This is a genomic window from Streptomyces atratus, from assembly GCF_900119365.1.
Classification (GTDB): Bacteria; Actinomycetota; Actinomycetes; order Streptomycetales; family Streptomycetaceae; genus Streptomyces; species Streptomyces atratus_B.
This window is the reverse complement of record NZ_FPJO01000001.1, coordinates 802,177-823,267: the sequence shown is the minus strand read 5'-3', so window position 1 is coordinate 823,267 and position 21,091 is coordinate 802,177. Positions and strand designations below refer to the sequence as shown.

Genomic DNA, 21,091 nt, shown 5'->3' with positions numbered 1-21,091 from the left:
TCCGAGTGAACCGCCACGACTTCCTGCGTCATCTGCACCGCGTATACCGTCCCCGGAACTATCTGGAGATCGGGGTCAACGACGGCAGAAGCCTGGCCCTTTCACGGGTCCCTTCCGTCGCCGTCGACCCCGCCTTCCGGGTCGTGACGGACATCAGCTGTGACGTCCACCTGGTCAAGGCGACAAGCGACGACTTCTTCGCCCGCAAGGACCCGCTGCTGCACCTGCGCAACGGCCGGAACCCGTTCCGCGCCCTCGCCCGCCGCGATCCGCTCAACGTTCTCGGCGGGGACCCGAAGCTCGAACTCTCCTTCATCGACGGCATGCACCTCTTCGAGTACGCGCTGCGCGACTTCATGAACGTGGAGAAGCACTCCCGCTGGTCGAGCGTGATCGTGCTGGACGACATGCTCCCGCGCGACGTCGACGAGGCGGCCCGCGACCGGCACACGAAGTACTGGACCGGCGATGTGTACAAGGTCGTGCAGGTGCTGCGCCGCTACCGCCCCGACCTGGTGGTCGTCGAGGTGGACACGGAGCCGACCGGCGTGGTCGCCGTGTTCGGCGCCAACCCCGACAGCGACATCCTGAAGAACGCGTACGACAAGATCATCGAGGAGTTCGTCGTACCCGACCCGCAGGACGTGCCCGAAGAGGTACTGGTACGCAAGAACGCCGTCCGGCCCGAGACGCTGCTCCGCGCCGACTTCTGGCCGGCCCTGGCCCGCGCCCGCAATCTGCGCCGCCCGCGCGCCGCGTTCGCGCCGCTGCGCTCGCGCATCGAGGCCGTGACGGGCTGACCCGACCCGGACAGCACGAAGCCCCCGTGATCCGTACGGACCACGGGGGCTTCGGCGTACCGGCGGCTCAGCCGCGGGCGCGCAGCTGCGCGTAGTACTCCTGGCACGCCTCGTACGTGGGCAGCAGGCCCTGCTGCTCGGCCTCGGCCAGCGAGGGCGCCGCGGCGTCCTTGTCGGACAGCAGCGGGGTGATCCCCTGCGGCCACTCGATGCCCAGCTCGGGGTCGAGCGGGTTGATGCCGTGCTCGCGGCCGGGCGCGTAGCCCTCGGAGCACAGATAGGCGACCGAGGCGTCGTCCGTCAGCGCCATGAAGGCGTGGCCGAGCCCCTCGGCGAGGTACACGGAGTGGTGGTCGACGTCGTCGAGCCGGACGGCTTCCCACTGCTTGTACGTGGGGGAGCCGACCCGGATGTCCACGATGACGTCGAGCACCGCGCCGCGCACGCACTTGACGTACTTCGCCTGGCTCGGCGGAACGTCGGCGAAGTGCACGCCGCGCAGCGTTCCCCGGCTGGAGACGGAGAAGTTGGCCTGCACCAGCCGCAGCGTGTGCCCGACGGCCTCGCTGAGCTCCGACGCCTTGAACCACTCGTGGAAGCTGCCGCGGCTGTCCGGGAAGACCTTGGGCTCATGCACCCAGGCCCCTGCGATGGAGAGCTGCCGCATGCGATCACGTCCTTGTTCTGTCGCTCGTGGCCGATGGATCCGGCCAGTGTGTATTGGTGGGAAGCGTACGGAGGTACGGGGCGGGGTCAGCCGGTGAACCGGGCGGCGAGGCGCCGCGCCCGCTTGCGGCTCTTGGCCGGGAGCCGGCGCACGAGGGGGCCGCCGACCGCGCGCAGCGCACGGCGCAGCTTCGCCTTCCGGCGCCTGCCGACGATCCCCTGCATGATCTCGGCCTCGATCGCGGGCAGGCTCTGCGGGACGGTGATCCGGCCGCCCTTGCCGACGGTGACGTCGCAGAGGTGGAACGCGGGGTCCTTGTCGGCGTCCAGCCGGACCGCGAGCTTCCAGGTGCCGGGCGCGACGCCCGGCGCGCGGTCGGGCACGGTCAGGTGGGCCCGGCCGTCGGTGGGGCGCAGCGTGGTGCGGAGCTGGTGGGACGGTCCGTCGGAGCCGTCCGCCGGGCTCAGGACCAGCGTGGTCGCGGAGGGCGCGGTGGTGGACGCGGTGAACAGGTCCAGCCGCAGTTCGGTGGGGCTGGAGGGGGAGCGGCGGACCGGGCGGCCTTCGAGGTACTCGGCCAGCCTCTTGGAGCGGCGGGCCACATCGAGGGTGATGTTGCCGTGCGGGTCGGTGAAGTACGGGATGACGGCACGGGCCGGCGAGCCCAGCGAGGCCGGCAGGCAGGCGGCGTCCACCTCCGGGGCGCGGTCGGCGCCGAGCCGGGCCTTGCGGACCAGACCGAGACCGCGCAGCGGCACCCAGACGTCCCAGAAGCCGCGCGACACCCGGCCGCGGCCCTTGACCGCCTCCGAACCGATCTGGCCGCTGCCGTGCAGGACGACCTCGCAGACGTCGTCGCCGAGCTCCTCGACACGGGCGGTGAACGTCGCGGGGCAGGACCACTCGACGGCGGTCTCGCGGTTGCGCAGCGACAGCTCGGCGGAGAACCCGGACATGTCGTCGGTGACGTCCAGGAGCTCGCCGTCCGGCAGCAGGCCCTCGGTGATGTCGGGGTGCAGGAAGTAGCGCCCGTCGCGGCGCAGCAGCGTCAGCGTGGCCTGGTCCTCGCCGTGGACGAGACGGCCGCTGATGGTGAGGTCGATCCTGCCGTCCGGCCGCCAGTCGAACTTCTCCAGGCGGGCCGCCGCCTTGACCGACGCGGCGAACCGGGAGATCCGGACGAGGCCCTGGCGGTCGTTGTTGCGCAGCAGCGTGGAGCGCAGCCGGAGCACCGGGCCGAGCCCGTCGTGCACCCCGTCGTGCATGAAGTCCGTGGCCAGGTCCTGGATGGCGTCGCACATCTCGTCCAGGTACTCGGGGTCGTACTTGAGGACGGAGGGCTCGCTGAGCCGGCCGAGCATCTCGACGCGGTAGAAGCGGCGCAGCAGCATGTCCCGGAACTCGCCGGGCTCCGTGTTCTCCACGACGACGTCGAGGACCTCACGGAGATTGCCGTAGTAGCCGGACGGGATGATCTTCGCGGAACCGGCGTTCTGGCCGTCGTCCCGGCGGGAGTAGTAGTAGCAGGTGTAGCTGCCGAGGATCGAGACGACCTTGGCGGGGAAGTACGCCTGCATCATGTAGAGCTGGTCCTCGAGCCGGCGCTTGCCCTCGGGGTAGGCGATGCCGTTCTCGCGGAGGAACTCCGTACGGAACATCTTGTGCGGTGTGAGGCTGTCGTACAGGGGCGCGTCGTGCAGGGTGCACTTCTCGCGGTTCTTCTTGAACACGCCGTGCGGGACGCCGCGGAAGTTGCTCGCCACCTTGCCGATGACGATGTCCGAACCGTTGCGGTGACCCATGTCGTACAGCCGCTGCAGGGCGCCGGAGGCGAGGTAGTCGTCCTGGTCGACGAACTGGACGTACTCGCCCTTCGCCTCGTCCACACCGATGTTGCGGGGCTTTCCGGGCCAGCCGGAGTTCGGGATGGTGATCACACGGAAGTGCGGGTGCTCCCCGGCCAGCTTCTCGAGCCGCTCACGAGTGTCGTCCGTCGAGCCATCGTTGACGAAGAGAACTTCGAATTCCCCTGCCGGGAGAGTCTGTCGCAGCAGCGAGTCGATGCAGGGGTCGATGTACTTGCCCGGGTTGTATACAGGAATGACGACACTTACTTTGACTGGCATTGCTGCTGTCCCATGTCTGTGAGAAGTCCCTCTGGCCGGCGGCGGACGCGGGGCCTGCGCTACTGGAAATGGGCATGGAAAGCCGCCCGCCGTGCACCCTATCGGCTGTTAGATGGTCGAGGCGCCCCGATGGTTGTCCGCTCCCGCACGGCGTGATTCTGCCGACAGTGTGCGGATACCGCCCGAGGAGTCCCGGGACATTCGGTATACGCGCACGGTCGCGCGGATGAACGGCCGGTGCGACGGAAGCGTCGAGCAGCGGTTCTGGGGTGCGGTGCCGCCGCCCGCCCGGCCGGACCGCGGGGCCGGCGGGCGCGAGGGTCCAGAGGGCGGAACGCACAGGCGCCGTTCTCGCCGCTCGCGTAGATTGCGGGGGCTGGGCGAGGCCGAATCATTGGGGATGGACGTGTCAGGGGCAAGGCAGGGCGTCACAGAGGCCCGCAGGATCGTGGTCAAGGTCGGTTCCTCATCCCTCACCACCGCCGCGGGCGGCCTCGACGCGGACCGTGTCGACGCGCTCGTCGACGTACTGGCCAAGGTGAGAAGCGGCGGGGAGCGCGAGATCGTGCTCGTCTCCAGCGGCGCCATCGCGGCCGGGCTCGCCCCGCTCGGACTGGTGCGCCGCCCCAAGGACCTGGCCCGGCAGCAGGCCGCCGCCAGCGTCGGCCAGGGACTGCTCGTCGCCCGCTACACCGCCTCCTTCGCACGGTACGGAGTCCGCGTCGGCCAGGTGCTGCTCACCAGCAACGACACCAGCCGCCGTGCCCACTACCGCAACGCCTGCCGCACCCTCGACCAACTCCTGGACATGGGTGCGCTCCCGGTCGTCAACGAGAACGACACCGTCGCCACCGACGAGATCCGGTTCGGCGACAACGACCGGCTCGCCGCGCTCGTCGCCCATCTCGTCCGCGCGGACCTGCTGGTCCTCCTCTCGGACGTGGACGGCCTCTACGACGGCGACCCCGGCACCCCGGGCACCTCGCGGGTCGCCGAGGTGGCCGGCCCCGAGGACCTGGCGGGCGTCACCATCGGCAGCGCCGGGAAGGCGGGCGTCGGCACCGGCGGCATGGTCACCAAGGTCGAGGCCGCCCGGATCGCCACGGCCGCAGGCGTCCCCGTCGTCCTCACCTCGGCGAGCCGGGCCGCCGACGCCCTGGCCGGACGCGACACCGGTACGTACTTCCACCGCACCGGACGCCGCTCGGCGGACCGGCTGCTCTGGCTCGCCCACGCCTCCACCCCGCAGGGCTCACTGACCCTCGACGACGGGGCCGTGCGGGCCGTCGTCGACCGCCGCAGCTCGCTGCTGCCCGCCGGGATCGCCTCGGTCGAGGGCGAGTTCACCGCCGGCGACCCGGTGGAGCTGCGCGACCTGGAAGGCCGGCCCGTGGCCCGCGGACTCGTCAACTTCGACGCCAAGGAGATCCCGCAGCTGCTCGGCCGCTCCACCCGCGACCTGGCACGGGAGCTCGGTCCGGCCTACGAGCGCGAGGTCGTACACAGGGACGATCTGGTCGTACTGCACACCTGACAAACCCCTGAAACGGCTGAAAGTCCAGTCTCGGGGCATAGACCTTCACGAAAACCGCCCCATCCCCGGCCGCGGACTGGTCAACTTTGTAACGGGGAAACAGCGGGGTACAGCACAGTAAACGCATTCACAGGAGGCCGCCGGTGAGACGAGCGCGCCCGGGGGCGCCGCCCCGAGGAACGGGTGGCCGGGCCCTGACCAGTGTCGGAGCAGGTGCCGGCTTCGACGGGAGCCGGACCACGGAGCGAGGGGACGACCGGACCACCCGGCCCGAGCAGACGGCGGTGAGAGAGGAACGCACCCCGTCGAAGCTGTGGCACATCACGCTCAGCGTCTCGGGAGCCGACACTCCCCTGAAGGAGGTCAGACGCGGACTCGAACAGCTCGCGCACGACCATCCCTTCCTGCTGACCAGCCGGTACGCCAACGACCACGCGGAGGTCCGCTACTGGGAGGAGGCCCGCGATCTGCACGACGCGGCGGCCGTCGCGCTGCGGCTGTGGGGCGAGCACCGCTCCACGGCCAGGCTTCCGCCCTGGGAGATCGTCGGCCTGGAGGTCATCGACCGCGAGACGTACCACCAGCGCGTCGCCGAGGGGTACGGGCCGCCCCCGGCCGCTCCGGTCGGAGTGCACCCGTACTGAGCAGGCAACCGCGCTCGGAACAGCTGTTCCGAGCGCGGTTGTCTCGCATCACGGGATAAGTGACGGATGCCCGCAGTGTGCGCACTACCCTGCGGGCATGACCACGCTCTCGCCGTACGACAACATGTCCCCGATCGCCCAGGCCGCCTACCGGGCACGCTCCGCCGCGGCCGACATCGCGCCGCTGCCGCGCGCGGCGAAGGACGACGCACTGCTGGCGATCGCGGACGCGCTGGAGGTGCGGACGAGTGAGATCGTCACGGCCAACGCCGAGGACGTCGCCCGCGCCCGTGAGGCCGGGACCAGTGAGTCGATCATCGACCGGCTCACCCTCACCCCGGAGCGGATCCGCGCCATCGCCGCCGATGTGCGGGACGTGGCGGCGCTGCCCGACCCGGTCGGCGAGGTCGTCCGCGGCTCGACCCTGCCCAACGGCATCGACCTGCGACAGGTACGGGTGCCGCTCGGCGTGGTCGGGATCATCTACGAGGCCCGGCCCAATGTGACCGTCGACGCCGCGGCCCTCTGCCTGAAGTCGGGTAACGCCGTCCTGCTGCGCGGCTCGTCCTCGGCGTACTCCTCCAACGTCGCGCTCGTACGGGTGCTGCGCGACGCGGTCGGCGGCTCCGGGCTCCCGGCCGACGCGGTGCAGCTGGTTCCGGGCGAGAGCCGTGACTCGGTACGGGAGCTGATGCGGGCCCGCGGCCTGGTCGACGTCCTCATCCCGCGCGGCGGTGCCTCGCTGATCCGTACGGTGGTCGAGGAATCCACCGTGCCGGTCATCGAGACCGGCACCGGCAACTGCCATGTGTACGTGGACGCGCAGACCGACCTCGACATGGCCGTGGACATCCTGATCAACTCCAAGGCGCAGCGCCCGAGCGTCTGCAACGCCGCCGAGACGCTCCTGGTCCACCAGGACGTCGCCGCGCGGTTCCTGCCGCGCGCCCTGGACGCGCTGGCCGACGCGGGCGTGACCGTGCACGGCGACGAGCGGGTGCTCGAGTACGCCGAGGGGTCCGAGGCCACCGTGGTGGCGGCGACGCCGGAGGACTGGGAGACCGAGTACCTCTCCTACGACATCGCCGCGGCCGTGGTGGATTCGCTGGACGCGGCCGTCGCGCACATCCGGCTCTGGTCCTCCGGCCACACCGAGGCGATCGTGACCACCTCCCAGGCCGCGGCCCGCCGCTTCACCCAGCTGGTGGACTCCACGACGGTGGCCGTGAACGCGTCCACCCGCTTCACCGACGGCGGCCAGTTCGGCTTCGGCGCCGAGATCGGCATCTCCACGCAGAAGCTGCACGCCAGGGGACCGATGGGCCTGCCGGAGCTCACCTCGACGAAGTACATCGTCACGGGCGACGGCCATGTGCGGTGACCTTCCGGGGCCGGTGAATGTTGCGGGCTCCCTGCCCAGAACGTCCCGGCGGGGCTAATCTGGAGCCGTGCCGGACGACGTGGGGGGCAGGCCGTTCCCGGACGGCTGGGAGCCCGACGACGACCGCGGGGGCGCGGACGAGGACTTCGCCTTCGTGGTGTTCGACGAGGACTTCGTACGGGCCGCCGAGATCCATGAGCCGACCGCCGTCGAGCGGCTGCTGGCGGCCGCCCAGGCACGCGCCGAGGCCGAGGCCTCGCGTGCGCGATCGGGCGGCGGTCCCCTGGACGACGACCTCTACGAAGAAGAGGGGTACGGCCCCGGCACGTACGGCCGTGAGGGCGCCTTCGACGATCCGCTGGACCTCGACGACGACGGGTACGGCCGCGGCCCCTACGGGCGCCACGGCGGCGCCCTGCGGCCCTACCGGGGCGCCGCGCGCTGGCACCGGCCGGTGGCCTGGCTGCTCGCCGTGCTGATGGGCATCGGAATGGTCGCACTGGCCTTCAGCGCCGTCTACCGCAACTCCTCGGGCAGCCGCCAGGACCCTGCCCCGCCGCCCGCCACGACCGGCGTGGACAGCGCTCCCGGCACCGTCCCCGACGCCACTCCACCGGCCGCCACGGGCTATCCACGCCCCACGGTGTCCGCGATCCCCCGCACGGACTGAGCGGCGCGCCGGTTCCTGGACTCCTTGCGTACGGCCGGGTACGTCCCGCTCCCTCCGTATTCCTCGCACGCCCCGAAGGCGTGCCTGCGGGCTCCGGCGGAACTCCCGGCCGGTTCTTCCGCGGTTCTCCCTCGGTTCTCTCGCGGCTGGGCGTTTACCCCGGTCCCGATCGACCTACCCTGAAAGTGTGACCCCTCTCCCCGAGGGGGCTTCTCACTCGTCCGTACTCACGCACTCGTACGACGTCATACGAGCTCATGACGGGCAGGCCCTGTCCGAAGCCATTCGGCCGAAGCAGAGCGAGGCGTTACGGCCCCGGTCGGTGACGTGGAGTCGGGAGAAGTCATGGCAGACCGCGGAGAACCACCAGAAGGCCCGTCCGAGAGCCCGGCAGGCGGAGGTGAGGACGAGTACCGCTCACTCGTCTTCGACGAGTCGTTCGTGCGCGCTGCCCGGCTGCAGGAATTCTCCGCCCAGGAGCGCATGGGGGACCACGCCCCTGCTGTACGCAGCCTGCCCTCCCGGCGCCTGCGCAACGGACCCAAAGCCGCCATCGCCCTGGTACTCCTGATCGCCCTGGCCTTCGGAATGGCCGTGTACATGGGCTTTCGCCACCCCTACGAGGCACCCGTCGGCGGACGGGCCGAGCCGCTGAGGTCCACCGTCGTACCTCTGGCCCCCCAGGGCGCCGTACCGGGCGGAACCGCTGCCGCCCTCCTCGCGAAGAGCCCCGCTGCACACTTCGGAACAGGTGCCGCAGGCATCAACCTGCCGGCGATCAGACGGACGGACAACTTCTCGGACAGCCAGGTGGCGACCGCCCTGACCACCGCCAAGGACTATCTCGTCGCCTCCTCGCTCGACCCCGACGTACTCAACGGCTCCGCGGTGCGCCCGGTGGAACTGCTGCTGGACCCGGACCAGACGGCCCAGTTCGAGCGGAGCATGAACCGGCCGCAGGACGACGGCCGGCATGCCGCGACCGGATGGCTGGTGCGGTTCGACCCGGCGAAGGTGGCACTGGCCGCTCCGGACATCAGGGTCCGCGGCACCCTGAGCTACGCCGAGGAGGGGTCCGACACGCTGGAGGTGGTGTCGGACCACACCTTCACCTACACGCTCCGCCCGGCCGTCGCGGGGCCTCAACAGGCGGGCGGCGCCTCGCTCTTCACCGTACGGCGCGAGCTGCACTTCCGCTTCGACCGGGAGGACCTGCGGCTGCACCGGCTGGAGCTGCGCACCAGCTACGTCCAGGCCGGACCGCAGGAGTGCCCGGCGGACACCACAGGCGCGCTGCGGCCGCTGCTCGCCGGGCAGCGCGCCATCCCCCGCGGCCCCGCGGGCACCGACCCGTACGCGACGGGCCGGCCCACGGTGGCGCTCTGCGGGACCCTGGCGATCAGCTCCCCGACGGCCCCGGCTCAGTCCCCGGTCCATCAGGGTTCCGCGGCTCGTCCCGCCTCGTAGAGTCCCCGGAGCCGTCCGTAGCGCCGCCCTTGCCGGCCGCGCTCCCGCCCTGGCCGGTGAACTTGTCGCGGAGCTTGCCGCCCAGGTCCCCGGCGCCCCCCGCTATGTCGCCGACCAGCTTCATCAGCGGGTCCTTGCTGGAGCGCACCGTGTCCGCGTAGTGGGCCGCGGACTCCCGGAAGGAGTCGGTCACCGAAGTGTCCTTGTCCTCGTCGCGCCGCGGGTAGTGACCGTCCATGATCCGCTGGTAGTCGCGGGTCTCGGACCACTTCTTCAGCTCGGCCGCACGCACCGTGGTGAACGGGTGCGAGCGGGGCAGCAGGTTGAGGATCTTGAGCACCGAGTCGCGCAGATCGCCGCCCTTCTCGTACTCGTCGGCCTGGGCGAGGAAGGCGTCCACATTCATCTCGTGCAGATGATTGCCGCCCGCGATCTTCATCAGACCGCGCATCGACGCCTGCAGATCCTGGCCGACGAGCAGCCCGGCCCGGTCGGCCGACAGCTCGGACTTGCGGAACCATTCGCGCAGCGCCGTCACGATCGCCATGATCGCGACATTGCCGAGCGGGATCCAGGCGACCTTCAACGCGATACTGGTGAGGAACAACAGGATGGTGCGGTACACCGCGTGGCCGGAGAGCGCGTGTCCCACCTCGTGGCCGATGACGGCCCGCATCTCCTCCTCGTCGAGCAGCTCCACCAGCCCCGTCGTCACCACGATGATCGGCTCGTCGAGGCCGATGCACATGGCGTTCGGCTGCGGGTCCTGGTTGACGTACATCGGCGGGACCTTCTCCAGGTCCAGGATGTAACAGGCGTCCCGAAGCATGTCGTTGAGATGAGCGAACTGGGCGTCGCTCACCCGGACGGAGTCCGAGAGGAAGAGCAGTCGCAGACTGCGCTCGGGCAGCAGGCCGCTCAGCGTCTTGAACACGGTGTCGAAACCGCTCAGCTTGCGCAGGGCCACCAGGGCCGAGCGGTCCGCCGGGTGTTCGTAGGCCCGGGACGAGATGCCCGCGAAACGCCTGCGCTGCCTGCTCGGCACGTTCTCGTGGCTCTCGTGGCTGCGTTCGGTCATGAATGGGCCCCCTGTTCGTACGAGATGTCGCTCGCCCCCTGACAAATCCCAGCGTAGGTGCTGGGGCTACGGTGTGCGGGGGGCTGTGGATAACTGAGGAGACGCCCGACATGCCGCATACCGTTGCTCTGCTCGCCGCCGCGTCCGGGGAACAGGGGCCCGGCAACACGCTTCGCATCGTGCTGCTCGCCTCGCTCGTCGGAGCCGTGCTGCTCGGCTGGTTCCTGCTCCGCGGATACCGCAACGACGACAACAACGACTGAGTCGGCGTGAGCGTGCCCGGGGCTCCCGCATACGATGTGCGCGACGTCTTCCTTCCGACTCCCGATCGATAGGTCCTGCCGAAGATGAGCCTCACGAGCACCGCGCACCAGCTGGTCACTCTCGCCTCCGAGGGCGGCGAGCACGGTGGCAACCACGAAAGCCTCAGCCCGTATCTCACCGGGGGCGGTGCGTTCGTCGCGCTGCTGCTCCTGCTCTGGATCACCACGCGCTTCAACCGCGACCGCTGAGGCGAAGGCGTACAGCTGTGCCAGTAGGCTCTGCACGCATGGGAGAGCAGGAAGTGCCTACCGGCCGCGGAAAGCGCCGACTCGGCGTGATGGGCGGGACGTTTGACCCGATTCATCATGGACACCTGGTGGCGGCCAGCGAAGTGGCCGCCCAGTTCCACCTCGACGAGGTGATCTTCGTTCCGACCGGGCAGCCGTGGCAGAAGAGCCACAAGCACGTCTCCCCGGCCGAGGACCGTTATCTGATGACGGTCATCGCGACGGCGTCCAACCCCCAGTTCTCGGTCAGCCGGAGCGACATCGACCGCAGCGGGCCCACGTACACCATCGATACGCTGCGGGACCTGCGCGCGATCCACAGCGACGCGGACCTCTTCTTCATCACCGGTGCCGACGCGCTCTCCCAGATCCTCACCTGGCGGGACGCCGACGAACTGTTCTCGCTCTCCCACTTCATCGGTGTGACGCGGCCGGGGCATGTGCTCACGGACGCCGGGCTGCCGGAGGGCGGGGTCTCCCTCGTGGAGGTTCCCGCGCTCGCGATCTCGTCCACGGACTGCCGTGAGAGGGTCGCGCAGGGGGATCCGGTCTGGTACTTGGTGCCGGACGGCGTGGTCCGCTACATCGACAAGCGCCAGCTGTACCGCGGCGAATGAGCGACGCAGAGGGGCACCGGTGAACGACCGACAGAACCCGTACGACCCGTACTACCAGCAGCAGCCGCAGATCATCGGCTACGACGAGTACGGGCAGCCGGTGTACCAGCAGCCGCAGCAGGTCCAGCCGCAGGCGTACGACCCGTATGCGCAGCAGCCTCAACAGGCCCAGCAGCCTCAGCAGGCCGGTCAGGGGTACGGCTACGACCCGTACGCCCAGCCCCAGACCCATCCGCAGCAGCCGCAGGCGTACGACCCGTATGCGCCCCAGCATTCCCAGCAGCCGCAGCAGTCCCAGCAGTCCCAGCTGCAGGGATACGGCGGCTACGACGCATACGGCTACGACACCGGCGGGCAGGCCGCCGCGGTCGACACCACCCAGCAGTGGAACATCCCGCAGCAGGCGGCCGCACAGTCGTCCCCGCCCGCGCCCGCGCACGCTCCGGCCGAGCCGGAACCCGCGCTCGTGCCGGACTCCGGGGCGGAGCCGGACGCGGCCGTTCCCGGGCAGCGCCGCGCCGACCGCGACTACGGCACCGAGCAGTTCTCCTTCATCGAGGAGCCCGACGAGGACTCCGAAGACGTCATCGACTGGCTGAAGTTCACCGAGAGCCGCAGTGAGCGGCGCGAGGAGGCACGGCGTCGCGGCCGCAACCGCATGGTCGCGCTCATAGTCGTGGTGGCCCTGGTCGTGGTCGGCGGTGTCGGCTACCTCTGGTCCGCCGGAATGATCCCGGGCCTGTCCGGCTCGGACAAGGACAGCACGGCATCGACGGGCCCGCAGAAGCGGGACGTCATCGTGGTCCATCTGCGCAACACCAAGCAGGGCGGCACCTCCACGGCACTGCTCGTCGACAATGTGACGAACAAACAGGGCACCACGGTCCTGCTCCCCAACTCGCTCGCGGTCGCCGACGAGGACGGCAACGCGACCACCCTCGGCAAGTCCGTCAAGGACGACGGCACCACCGGAACCCGCGAGTCCATCGGCACACTGCTCGGCACCGACATCAGCGGCACATGGCGGCTCGACACCCCGTACCTGGAGACCCTTGTCGACCTGGTCGGCAACATCGAGGTCGACACCGACACCGATGTGCCGGACCAGAAGAAGGGTGCCTCCCCCCTGGTGAAGAAGGGCGAGGCACAGACCCTGAGCGGCCAGATGGCCGTCGCGTACGCCACCTACCGGGGGCCGGGCGAGGCCGAGACGAAGCAGCTCACACGGTTCGGGGAGGTCATGCGCGGTGTGCTGCGGAAGATCTCGGACGACCCGAAGGCCGCCACGGTCACCGTGCAGACGCTGGCGCAGATCCTCGACCCCTCGCTCCCCGAGAAGGACCTGGGAGCCTCCCTGGCGAAGCTCGCCCAGCACGCCAAGATGGGCGACTACAAGACGGCGGTGCTGCCGGTGCAGGCCGACGGATCACTCACCGACGCGGCCACCGAGAGCGTCGTCAAGGACATCCTGGGCGGCTCGGTCAAGGCCCCGGGCGCCGGCGCGGACGCACCGGTGCGGGTCGGCGTCGAGAACGCCACGGGGGACAAGGACGGCACGGGGTCCGCGCAGATCAAGCTGGTCAACGGCGGCTACGCCTTCGTCGGCGGCGGAACGGCCGAGACCGTGGCGCTGTCCGAGGTCGTCTACAGGAGCGCGGCGGACAAGGAGAAGGCGACGCAGGTCGCCAAGACCCTGGACCTGCCGACGGCCGCGGTGAAACAGGGCAAGCCCGCCGCGAACGCGGATGTGTCCGTGCTGCTCGGCCAGGACTACAAGATCAAATGACCCGCGTCCGGCCGCCCGGATGATGTCGATTCGATCTTCGAACAATCGCTGCGTGGGCTGTCGGCGGTCCGTGAGACCCTAGAGGTCTCTCTGACCGCCGACGAAAGCCTGCATGTGACCGCCACGGACCGCTCCATCGAGCTCATCAATGCCGCCGCCCAGGCGGCCGCCGACCGGCTCGCGCACGACATCATCGCGTACGACGTCAGCGACGTGCTGTCGATCACGGACGCCTTCCTGCTGGCCTCGGCCCCCAACGACCGCCAGGTCAAGTCGATCGTCGACGAGATCGAGGAGCGGCTCCAGAAGGAGCTCGGCGCCAAGCCGGTACGCCGCGAGGGCGACCGCGACGCGCGCTGGATCCTCCTCGACTACGTCGACATCGTCATCCACGTCCAGCACAGCGAGGAGCGTGTCTTCTACGCGCTGGAGCGCCTCTGGAAGGACTGCCCCGAGATCCCGCTTCCCGAGGACGCCGTCAAGACCCGCGGCAAGGCCGAGGAGCACGCCCGGCTCGCCGGCAGCACGGAAGGTGAGCAGAGCTGAACGGCAGCACGAGCGGCAGGGGCCGCAGGATCGTTCTCTGGCGCCACGGCCAGACGGCCTGGAATCTGGAGCGCAGGTTCCAGGGCTCCACGGACATCGCGCTCACCGAGGCCGGAGTCGGGCAGGCCCGGCGGGCCGCCCGGCTGCTGGCCTCGCTGAAGCCGGACGCGATCGTCGCCTCCGACCTGCAGCGGGCGGCGACCACCGCCGCCGAGCTCGCCGCGATCACCGGCCTCGAAGTCGCGCACGACGCGGGACTGCGCGAGACCTACGCGGGCGCCTGGCAGGGACTCACCCACGAGGAGATCGTTGGGCAGTACGGCGAGCAGTACGCCGCGTGGAAGCGCGGCGAGGCCGTACGCCGCGGCGGCGGTGAGCTGGAGACCGAGGTCGCCGACCGGGCCGCCCCGGTCGTGCTCGGACACGCCGACAAGCTGCCCGAGAACGGCACGCTCGTCGTGGTCAGTCACGGCGGCACCATCCGCACCACCATCGGCCGGCTGCTGGGCCTGGAGGCGCACCACTGGGAAGGACTCGGCGGGCTCTCCAACTGCTGCTGGTCGGTGCTGGGCGAGGGCGCGCGGGGCTGGCGCCTGCTGGAGCACAACGCCGGCACACTGCCCGAGCCGGTGCTCGGCGACGACACCTAGGGTCTGTCCGGCCGATCCGGATCGGCCGGGCCCCAGGGGCCTCCCGGCCGGATTTCACTTTCTGGCAGGTCACAGGCTAAAGTTCTTCTTGTTCGCAGCGCGGAAACGCAGAGAAACACAGTGAACAATGGGGCTATAGCTCAGTTGGTAGAGCGCCTGCATGGCATGCAGGAGGTCAGGAGTTCAATTCTCCTTAGCTCCACAATCAAGATCCCGTCCCCGGCAGGGGGCGGGATCTTTGCGTTCACGCCTTCCGACGCCGCCGCAACGCGGCCACCCGCTCCCCGCTCTCCTCGTCGGCCGGGGTGTACGCCACGATCCGGCACTCCGGCAGCCCGTTGACGGACAGCGACACCGAGGTCATCCGTATCTCCCCGGTCGTCGCCCAGTGCCGGAAGGTCTTCACCCGCGGCCCGGGAGGGGCGACGTCCCCACTGCGCCACAGCTCGGCGAAGTACGGGCTGGCGGCCGAGAGCTGCTCCACGAACGACTCCCAGGCGGGCTCGCCCGTATGGCGCCCGTACGCGCCCCGCAGCGTGGACACCATGATCGGCAGCTCCTGCGTGCGGTGGACGACGGGACAGGCCTCCTCGGACACCGTGAACAGCGGCCACAGCACGTTGCGTATCCCCGTCCCCACGGTCTCGGGGACGACGAACAGGTCGCGATAGGCGGGGTTGGTGGCCAGGATGTCGTATCTCGCGTTGTAGACCACGGCGGGGTGCGGATCGAGCGCGTCGAAGATGTCCTGGATCTCCGGCCCCACCTCGAAGGCGTCGGACTGCCTGTCGGGTGCAGGCCGCCTCCGCCAGGTGGTAGAGGTGCTCGCGCTCCGACGCGTCCAGCCGGAGCGTGCGCGCCACGGCGTCCAGCACCTGCGGGGAGGCGTTGATCGGACGGCCCTGCTCCAGCCAGGTGTACCAGGTGACACCGACGCCGGAGGGCTGCGCGACCTCCTCGCGACGCAGCCCCGGGGTGCGGCGGCGCAGCCCGGGCGCCATGCCCACATCGGCGGGGGTCACCCGCGCCCGGCGGTTGCGCAGAAAGGCAGCGAGCTCCGGACGCCGCCGGTGCCGGCCCGTCCGGTCCGCCGTCGGGTCCTCTGTCCGGTTCTCCGCCCGATACGTCGCCTGACGTGTCGTCACCGTAGTCACACCCTCCATGGTCGGTGCCCCGCGAGGGAGTTGCCAGGTGCTGTCGGTACCAGCATCAGCGGGCTCTCGTTACCCGTATGCGGCCGGGGCCAGGCTCGATGTCATGACGACGGCCTCCGGGGCAACTCCACGTTCCGTAACCAGTAAAGACGCCACCACTGACAACCGCTCCGGGAGAGTGCTCGCCCTGGTGCTCGCGGCCCAGTTCATGGCACTGCTCGACACCTTCATCGTCAATGTCGCCGCCCCGACGATCCAGAGCGAACTCGGTTCCTCCGGCGCCGGGTTGCAGCTCGTCGTGGCCGGCTGCACCATTACGTACGCGGTGCTGCTCATCACCGGTGCCGGACTCGGCGACCTGCTCGGACACGGCCGGGCCCATCTGGCCGGGCTGTTCGTCTTCACCGCCGCCTCGCTCGCCTGCGGACTCGCCGCGGGAACCGGGCAGTTGATCGCCTTCCGGCTGGTGCAGGGCGCTGCCGCGGCGGTGAAGATTCCCCAGGTGCTCAGCCTCATCCAGCGCCACTTCAGCGGCGAGGCGCGGGTCCGGGCGCTGGTGCTCGGCATCCGGGTCCTGCCGCGCGAGCCGCGTACGCGCCCGGCAGGGCCCAGGCTCGGGCCCGCGGGCCCGACCTGCCGGGGCTGGTGCTGCTCGCCGTCGCCGTCACCCTGCTCACCGTCCCCCCTGGTGCTCGGGCAGGAGCTGGGCCGGCCGGTTTGGTCCCGGGTCTGCCTGACCGCCTTCGCAGGGGTCTTCGCCGGTTTCGCCGGATACGAGTCACGGCTGGCCGCGCGCGGTGGTGCGCCCCTGATCGTGCCCGGGGTGCTGCGCGTTCCCGGCATCGCACGGGCGGCGCTGCGCATTCTTCTGGTGATGGCGATCAACGCGGGCTTCCTTTTCGCGAGGACGCTGCACGTCCAGGGAGGCCTGGGGTACTCGCCGTTGCGTGCGGGGCTGATGTTCGCGCCGACGGCGCTGGTGCTCGGTGTGACCGGACTGACCTGGCGACGGTGGCCCGCCCGGCTCCAAGGGGTCCTGGTGCCGGGCGGGTTCGTGCTCGTGGCCGCCGCCTGGCTGTCGGGCTGCTGATGCGCGGCGGCGACGGCGGGCCCGCGCTGTACGCCGCCTTCGCGGTGATGGGCGTCGGGATGGCGCTGGGCTTCGGCCCCACCCTCACGAGGGCGCTGGCGGACGTACGTCCCAAGGGCGCGGCCGACGCGAGCGGCGTACTGGTGACGGTCACCCAGCTCGGTCAGCTGACCGAGGTCGCCGCATTCGGCACGCTCTACCTCAACCGCCTTGACGCACAAGGGGCGCAGGGGTCCGGGCACGCGTTGTGGGTATGTGCTCTCGCGCTCTTCGTGGCCGCGGCGGCAGAGGCTGCGGCGGGTCTCGTACGACGTCGGTGAGCGGCCGGAACTCCGGCGGGCTTCCCCTCTTGCGGGGTCATGGCAGAATCGGAGCGCCGGAGGGGGCGACGGACCGAACGGGAGGGAGCGCGATGCCTGCGAGCCGCCACGAGGTCCCGGACCTGCCCCTTGTTCCCGGATACCCTGCAACTCGCGGCCAAAGCCGGAGCTGACCCATGGGTGCACACAGGCGGAAATGCGACTGGTGCGGCAGCGGCACGCCCATCGTCAGGGACATGGATCCGATCAATCCGGAGTACCAGTACTGGTGCGAGGAGTGTGCGCGGGCGCTGATCATAAAGGGCGACCCGATCGAGACCTATCGGGAGCTGGAGGGAGAGCCGATCTACGGTCGGCTGCTGGAGGAGCACTGCACGCTCAAGCGCTTCTACTCCTTCGCCACGGCCTGACCCCCGCCGGCGGGGGTCAGGCCGACCGTCGACGCGATGTCGCAAAATCGGTCAAATCGGCACGGCGGGAAATCGATTTGGTGGACCGGCGGGGTCACCGGTAATGTTCTCGATGTCGCCAGGGAGACCGGGCGGAAAACGGCACGGGGCTATAGCTCAGTTGGTAGAGCGCCTGCATGGCATGCAGGAGGTCAGGAGTTCAATTCTCCTTAGCTCCACAGTGAAGAACGAGAAGCGGGTCATCCAGACAGGGTGACCCGCTTTTCGTGTGTGCTCAGGTCGGTACACCCGAGCCCGTCGCCGTTCCACCTGCGGAAAGTACGGGAGGGTGCCGTACGACCGCTCCCGCCGTCCTGTCCACGGTTCGGTCGCGCCCGGCCCGCTTCCGGGCCCGTGCGGTACCCTGACGCCATGCGTGCCGTACGCCTTCTGCTTAGCGAGCCGCGCTGATCAGTCCCGACCGGTGAGAATGCCTGGTCGGAATCGGCGCGGCGTCCCCTCCTGTGCGAGGGGATTTTTCGTTTCCGTAGACGCGTGTCCGTAGACATGGGCGCCGGCAGATGACGATCGATGGAGCTTTGAGGATCATGAGCGAGACGACTTCCGCAGCCGAGACGGCTGCGCCGCACCGCTACACGGCGGCGATGGCCGCCGACATCGAGGCACGCTGGCAGGACTTCTGGGACGCCGAGGGCACGTACGAGGCGCCGAACCCGAGCGGTGACCTGGCGGGCGATGCGGAGCTGGCCGCCCGGCCGAAGAAGTTCATCATGGACATGTTCCCGTACCCCTCGGGTGCGGGCCTGCACGTCGGCCACCCGCTGGGCTACATCGCCACCGACGTCTTCGCCCGCCATCAGCGGATGACCGGGCACAACGTCCTGCACACCCTGGGCTTCGACGCCTTCGGCCTGCCCGCGGAGCAGTACGCGGTGCAGACCGGCACGCACCCGCGGGTCTCCACCGAGGCCAACATCGAGAACATGACCGCTCAGCTGCGCCGGCTGGGCCTGGGCCACGACAAGCGCCGCTCGTTCGCCACGATCGAGTCGGAGTACTACAAGTGGACCCAGTGGATCTTCCTGCAGATCTTCAACTCCTGGTACGACACCGAGGCCGACCGGGCTCGCCCGATCGCCGAACTGGTCGCACAGTTCGAGAGCGGCGCACGCCCCACCCCGGACGGCCGTGACTGGAGCGCGCTGAGCGCCGTCGAGCGCGCCGACATCCTGGGCGAGTACCGCCTGGCGTACGCCTCCGACGCGCCTGTCAACTGGTCGCCCGGCCTGGGTACCGTGCTGGCCAATGAAGAGGTGACGGCCGACGGCCGCTCCGAGCGCGGCAACTTCCCCGTCTTCAAGGCCAAGCTGCGCCAGTGGAACATGCGCATCACCGCCTACGCCGACCGGCTGCTGAACGACCTGGACGGGCTGGACTGGCCCGAGGCCATCAAGCTGCAGCAGCGCAACTGGATCGGGCGCTCCGAAGGCGCCCGCGTCGACTTCCCGGTCGACGGCGCCGGCAGCATCACCGTCTTCACCACCCGCCAGGACACCCTGTTCGGCGCGACCTACATGGTGCTGGCGCCCGAGCACGAGCTGGTCGAGCAGATCACTCCGGCCGCCTGGCCCGAGGGCACCCACGCGGTGTGGACCGGCGGATACGCCTCCCCGGCCGAGGCCGTTGCCGCCTACCGCAAGCTGGCCGCCGCCAAGTCCGACGTGGAGCGGCAGGCCGAGGCCAAGGACAAGACCGGTGTCTTCACCGGTGCGTACGCGACCAACCCGGTCAGCGGCGAGAAGGTTCCCGTCTTCATCGCCGACTACGTCCTGATGGGTTACGGCACCGGCGCGATCATGGCCGTACCGGCGCACGACGCGCGCGACTTCGCCTTCGCGCGCGCCTTCGAGCTGCCGATGCGCTGTGTCGTCGAGCCGTCGGACGACCGCGGCACGGACCCGTCGACCTGGGACGACGCCTTCAGCTCGTACGACGCGAAGCTGGTCAACTCCGCCAATGACGAGATCTCGCTGGACGGTCTGGGCGTCGTCGACGCCAAGGCGAAGATCACCGAGTGGCTGACGGCACACGGCGTCGGCGAGGGCACCGTCAACTTCCGGCTGCGTGACTGGCTGTTCAGCCGCCAGCGCTACTGGGGCGAGCCCTTCCCGATCGTCTACGACGAGGACGGCGTCGCCCACCCGCTGCCCGAGTCGATGCTGCCCCTGGAGCTGCCGGAGGTCGACGACTACTCGCCGCGCACCTTCGACCCCGACGACGCCGACACCCAGCCCGAGACCCCGCTGTCCCGGAACGCCGAGTGGGTCGATGTCACCCTGGACCTGGGCGACGGTCCCAAGAAGTACCGCCGCGAGACCAACACCATGCCCAACTGGGCGGGCTCCTGCTGGTACGAACTGCGCTATCTGGACCCGAACAACGACTCGAAGCTGGTCGACCCGGCGATCGAGCAGTACTGGATGGGCCCGCGCGAGGGGCAGCCGACCGGCGGTGTCGACCTGTACGTCGGCGGCGCCGAGCACGCCGTCCTGCACCTGCTGTACGCCCGTTTCTGGTCCAAGGTGCTGCACGACCTGGGACACATCTCGTCCGCCGAGCCGTTCCACAAGCTGTACAACCAGGGCATGATCCAGGCGTTCGTCTACCGGGACAGCCGCGGCATCGCGGTCCCGGCGGCCGAGGTCGAGGAGCGCGACGGAAAGTTCTACTACCAGGGCGAGAAGGTCAGCCGCGTCCTGGGCAAGATGGGCAAGTCCCTGAAGAACGCCGTCACGCCGGACGAGATCTGCGCCGAGTACGGAGCGGACACGCTGCGCCTGTACGAGATGGCGATGGGCCCGCTGGACGTGTCGCGGCCGTGGGACACGCGCGCCGTCGTCGGCCAGTACCGGCTGCTGCAGCGGCTGTGGCGCAATGTCGTCGACGAGGAGACCGGTGCGGTCACCGTCGTCGACACGGAGCCGGGCGAGGAGACGCTGCGTGCGCTGCACAAGGCGATCGACGGGGTCGGCCAGGACATGGCCGGGATGCGCTTCAACACGGCGATCGCCAAGGTCACCGAGCTGAACAACCACCTGACCAAGACGGGCGGCCCGCTGTCCCGGTCCGTCGCCGAGTCGCTGGTGCTGCTGGTGGCGCCGCTGGCCCCGCACATCGCCGAGGAGCTGTGGCGCCGGCTGGGCCACACCGAGTCGGTCGTGCACCAGGACTTCCCGGTCGCCGACCCGGCGTACGTCGTGGACGAGACCGTGACCTGCGTCGTGCAGGTCAAGGGCAAGGTCAAGGCGCGCCTGGAGATCTCCCCGTCGATCACGGACGAGGAGCTGGAGGCGCTGGCCCTGGCCGATCCGGCCGTGGTGGCGGCGCTGGACGGCGCCGGTATCCGCAAGGTGATCGTGCGGGCACCGAAGCTGGTCAACATCGTCCCGGCGTGATGACACGGCGTCCCGCGTGAGGCGCTGACCGCGCCGCGCGCGATGGTGTGGGGGCATTCCCCTACGGGCAGGCTGGGGGTTCCGAAGGAACCCTCAACCTGCCCTTTCCGTTTACGGTGGAGGGGCCGGAACCGGCAGCCGAAAC

General features: G+C 70.0%; 17 protein-coding genes, 2 tRNA genes and 2 pseudogenes. 17 read left to right on the top strand and 4 right to left on the bottom strand.

Features of this window, described 5'->3' with window-relative positions:
* The first annotated feature begins 5 nt into the window (after nucleotides 1-5).
* Entirely contained in the window at nucleotides 6-800 is a 795-nt protein-coding gene (locus BT364_RS03850) for an O-methyltransferase (RefSeq protein ID WP_072483607.1), read from the top strand.
* 67 nt (nucleotides 801-867) lie between these two features.
* Here BT364_RS03850 and rfbC read toward each other — a convergent pair whose 3' ends face one another.
* Together rfbC and BT364_RS03840 are read right to left on the bottom strand one after the other, a co-directional pair.
* Complete coding sequence (gene rfbC / locus BT364_RS03845; protein WP_072483606.1) at nucleotides 868-1,467, bottom strand: dTDP-4-dehydrorhamnose 3,5-epimerase; 600 nt, start codon at nucleotides 1,465-1,467, stop codon at nucleotides 868-870.
* 86 nt (nucleotides 1,468-1,553) lie between these two features.
* On the bottom strand, nucleotides 1,554-3,593 hold the full coding sequence (locus BT364_RS03840; RefSeq protein ID WP_072483605.1) for a glycosyltransferase family 2 protein: 2,040 nt from the start codon (nucleotides 3,591-3,593) through the stop codon (nucleotides 1,554-1,556).
* Nucleotides 3,594-4,041: 448 nt separating this feature from the next.
* Between BT364_RS03840 and proB the strand changes: the two genes are divergently transcribed.
* The 5 genes from proB (at nucleotide 4,042) to BT364_RS03815 (ending at nucleotide 9,289) form a co-directional block, all read left to right on the top strand.
* Nucleotides 4,042-5,127: a glutamate 5-kinase gene (gene proB / locus BT364_RS03835; protein ID WP_256259576.1), complete on the top strand. Its 1,086-nt coding sequence runs from the start codon at nucleotides 4,042-4,044 to the stop codon at nucleotides 5,125-5,127.
* A 143-nt stretch (nucleotides 5,128-5,270) separates the two neighbouring features.
* The gene (locus BT364_RS03830) at nucleotides 5,271-5,771 is read left to right on the top strand and encodes a hypothetical protein (protein ID WP_072483603.1); all 501 of its coding nucleotides are present in this window, start codon (nucleotides 5,271-5,273) and stop codon (nucleotides 5,769-5,771) included.
* A 97-nt stretch (nucleotides 5,772-5,868) separates the two neighbouring features.
* Nucleotides 5,869-7,152, top strand: coding sequence for a glutamate-5-semialdehyde dehydrogenase (locus BT364_RS03825; RefSeq protein ID WP_072483602.1), 1,284 nt, complete (start codon nucleotides 5,869-5,871; stop codon nucleotides 7,150-7,152).
* A 67-nt stretch (nucleotides 7,153-7,219) separates the two neighbouring features.
* On the top strand, nucleotides 7,220-7,822 hold the full coding sequence (locus BT364_RS03820) for an SCO2584 family spore wall biosynthesis protein (RefSeq protein ID WP_072483601.1): 603 nt from the start codon (nucleotides 7,220-7,222) through the stop codon (nucleotides 7,820-7,822).
* A 345-nt stretch (nucleotides 7,823-8,167) separates the two neighbouring features.
* The gene (locus BT364_RS03815) at nucleotides 8,168-9,289 is read left to right on the top strand and encodes an SCO2583 family membrane protein (RefSeq protein WP_072483600.1); all 1,122 of its coding nucleotides are present in this window, start codon (nucleotides 8,168-8,170) and stop codon (nucleotides 9,287-9,289) included.
* Here BT364_RS03815 and BT364_RS03810 read toward each other — a convergent pair.
* Complete coding sequence (locus BT364_RS03810; RefSeq protein ID WP_072483599.1) at nucleotides 9,222-10,367, bottom strand: M48 family metallopeptidase; 1,146 nt, start codon at nucleotides 10,365-10,367, stop codon at nucleotides 9,222-9,224. The two genes, BT364_RS03815 and BT364_RS03810, sit on opposite strands and share 68 nt — an antisense overlap.
* Nucleotides 10,368-10,477: 110 nt before the next feature.
* Here BT364_RS03810 and BT364_RS41320 point away from each other — a divergent pair, with 110 nt between their 5' ends.
* The 7 genes from BT364_RS41320 to BT364_RS03785 all read left to right on the top strand — a co-directional run bounded on the left by BT364_RS41320 (nucleotide 10,478) and on the right by BT364_RS03785 (nucleotide 14,719).
* On the top strand, nucleotides 10,478-10,630 hold the full coding sequence (locus BT364_RS41320; RefSeq protein ID WP_177328010.1) for a hypothetical protein: 153 nt from the start codon (nucleotides 10,478-10,480) through the stop codon (nucleotides 10,628-10,630).
* A gap of 84 nt (nucleotides 10,631-10,714) precedes the next feature.
* Entirely contained in the window at nucleotides 10,715-10,879 is a 165-nt protein-coding gene (locus tag BT364_RS41315; protein ID WP_177328009.1) for a hypothetical protein, read from the top strand.
* A gap of 38 nt (nucleotides 10,880-10,917) precedes the next feature.
* Nucleotides 10,918-11,535: a nicotinate-nucleotide adenylyltransferase gene (nadD, locus tag BT364_RS03805; protein WP_072483598.1), complete on the top strand. Its 618-nt coding sequence runs from the start codon at nucleotides 10,918-10,920 to the stop codon at nucleotides 11,533-11,535.
* Between the two features lie 19 nt (nucleotides 11,536-11,554).
* Complete coding sequence (locus BT364_RS03800; RefSeq protein WP_072483597.1) at nucleotides 11,555-13,321, top strand: LCP family protein; 1,767 nt, start codon at nucleotides 11,555-11,557, stop codon at nucleotides 13,319-13,321.
* A gap of 114 nt (nucleotides 13,322-13,435) precedes the next feature.
* A complete protein-coding gene (gene rsfS / locus BT364_RS03795; protein ID WP_072483596.1) occupies nucleotides 13,436-13,867 on the top strand; it encodes a ribosome silencing factor in 432 nt (143 codons plus the stop codon).
* Nucleotides 13,864-14,517: a histidine phosphatase family protein gene (locus tag BT364_RS03790; protein ID WP_072483595.1), complete on the top strand. Its 654-nt coding sequence runs from the start codon at nucleotides 13,864-13,866 to the stop codon at nucleotides 14,515-14,517. The genes rsfS and BT364_RS03790 overlap by 4 nt, the downstream gene beginning before the upstream one ends.
* A gap of 129 nt (nucleotides 14,518-14,646) precedes the next feature.
* A tRNA-Ala gene (locus BT364_RS03785) sits at nucleotides 14,647-14,719 on the top strand.
* A 42-nt stretch (nucleotides 14,720-14,761) separates the two neighbouring features.
* Here the strand turns inward: BT364_RS03785 and BT364_RS03780 are convergent.
* Nucleotides 14,762-15,671 (bottom strand): annotated as a pseudogene (locus BT364_RS03780) (helix-turn-helix transcriptional regulator).
* A gap of 187 nt (nucleotides 15,672-15,858) precedes the next feature.
* Here BT364_RS03780 and BT364_RS03775 point away from each other — a divergent pair.
* From BT364_RS03775 to leuS, 4 genes and pseudogenes are all read left to right on the top strand, one after another.
* Nucleotides 15,859-17,081 (top strand): annotated as a pseudogene (locus tag BT364_RS03775) (MFS transporter).
* Nucleotides 17,082-17,257: 176 nt separating this feature from the next.
* Nucleotides 17,258-17,491, top strand: a complete 234-nt coding sequence (locus BT364_RS03770; protein WP_015608461.1) for a hypothetical protein — start codon at nucleotides 17,258-17,260, stop codon at nucleotides 17,489-17,491.
* A gap of 145 nt (nucleotides 17,492-17,636) precedes the next feature.
* A tRNA-Ala gene (locus BT364_RS03765) sits at nucleotides 17,637-17,709 on the top strand.
* A gap of 369 nt (nucleotides 17,710-18,078) precedes the next feature.
* Nucleotides 18,079-20,946 (top strand): leucine--tRNA ligase, encoded by a 2,868-nt coding sequence (gene leuS / locus BT364_RS03760; protein WP_072483594.1) that lies wholly within the window; start codon nucleotides 18,079-18,081, stop codon nucleotides 20,944-20,946.
* Nucleotides 20,947-21,091: the final 145 nt, after the last annotated feature.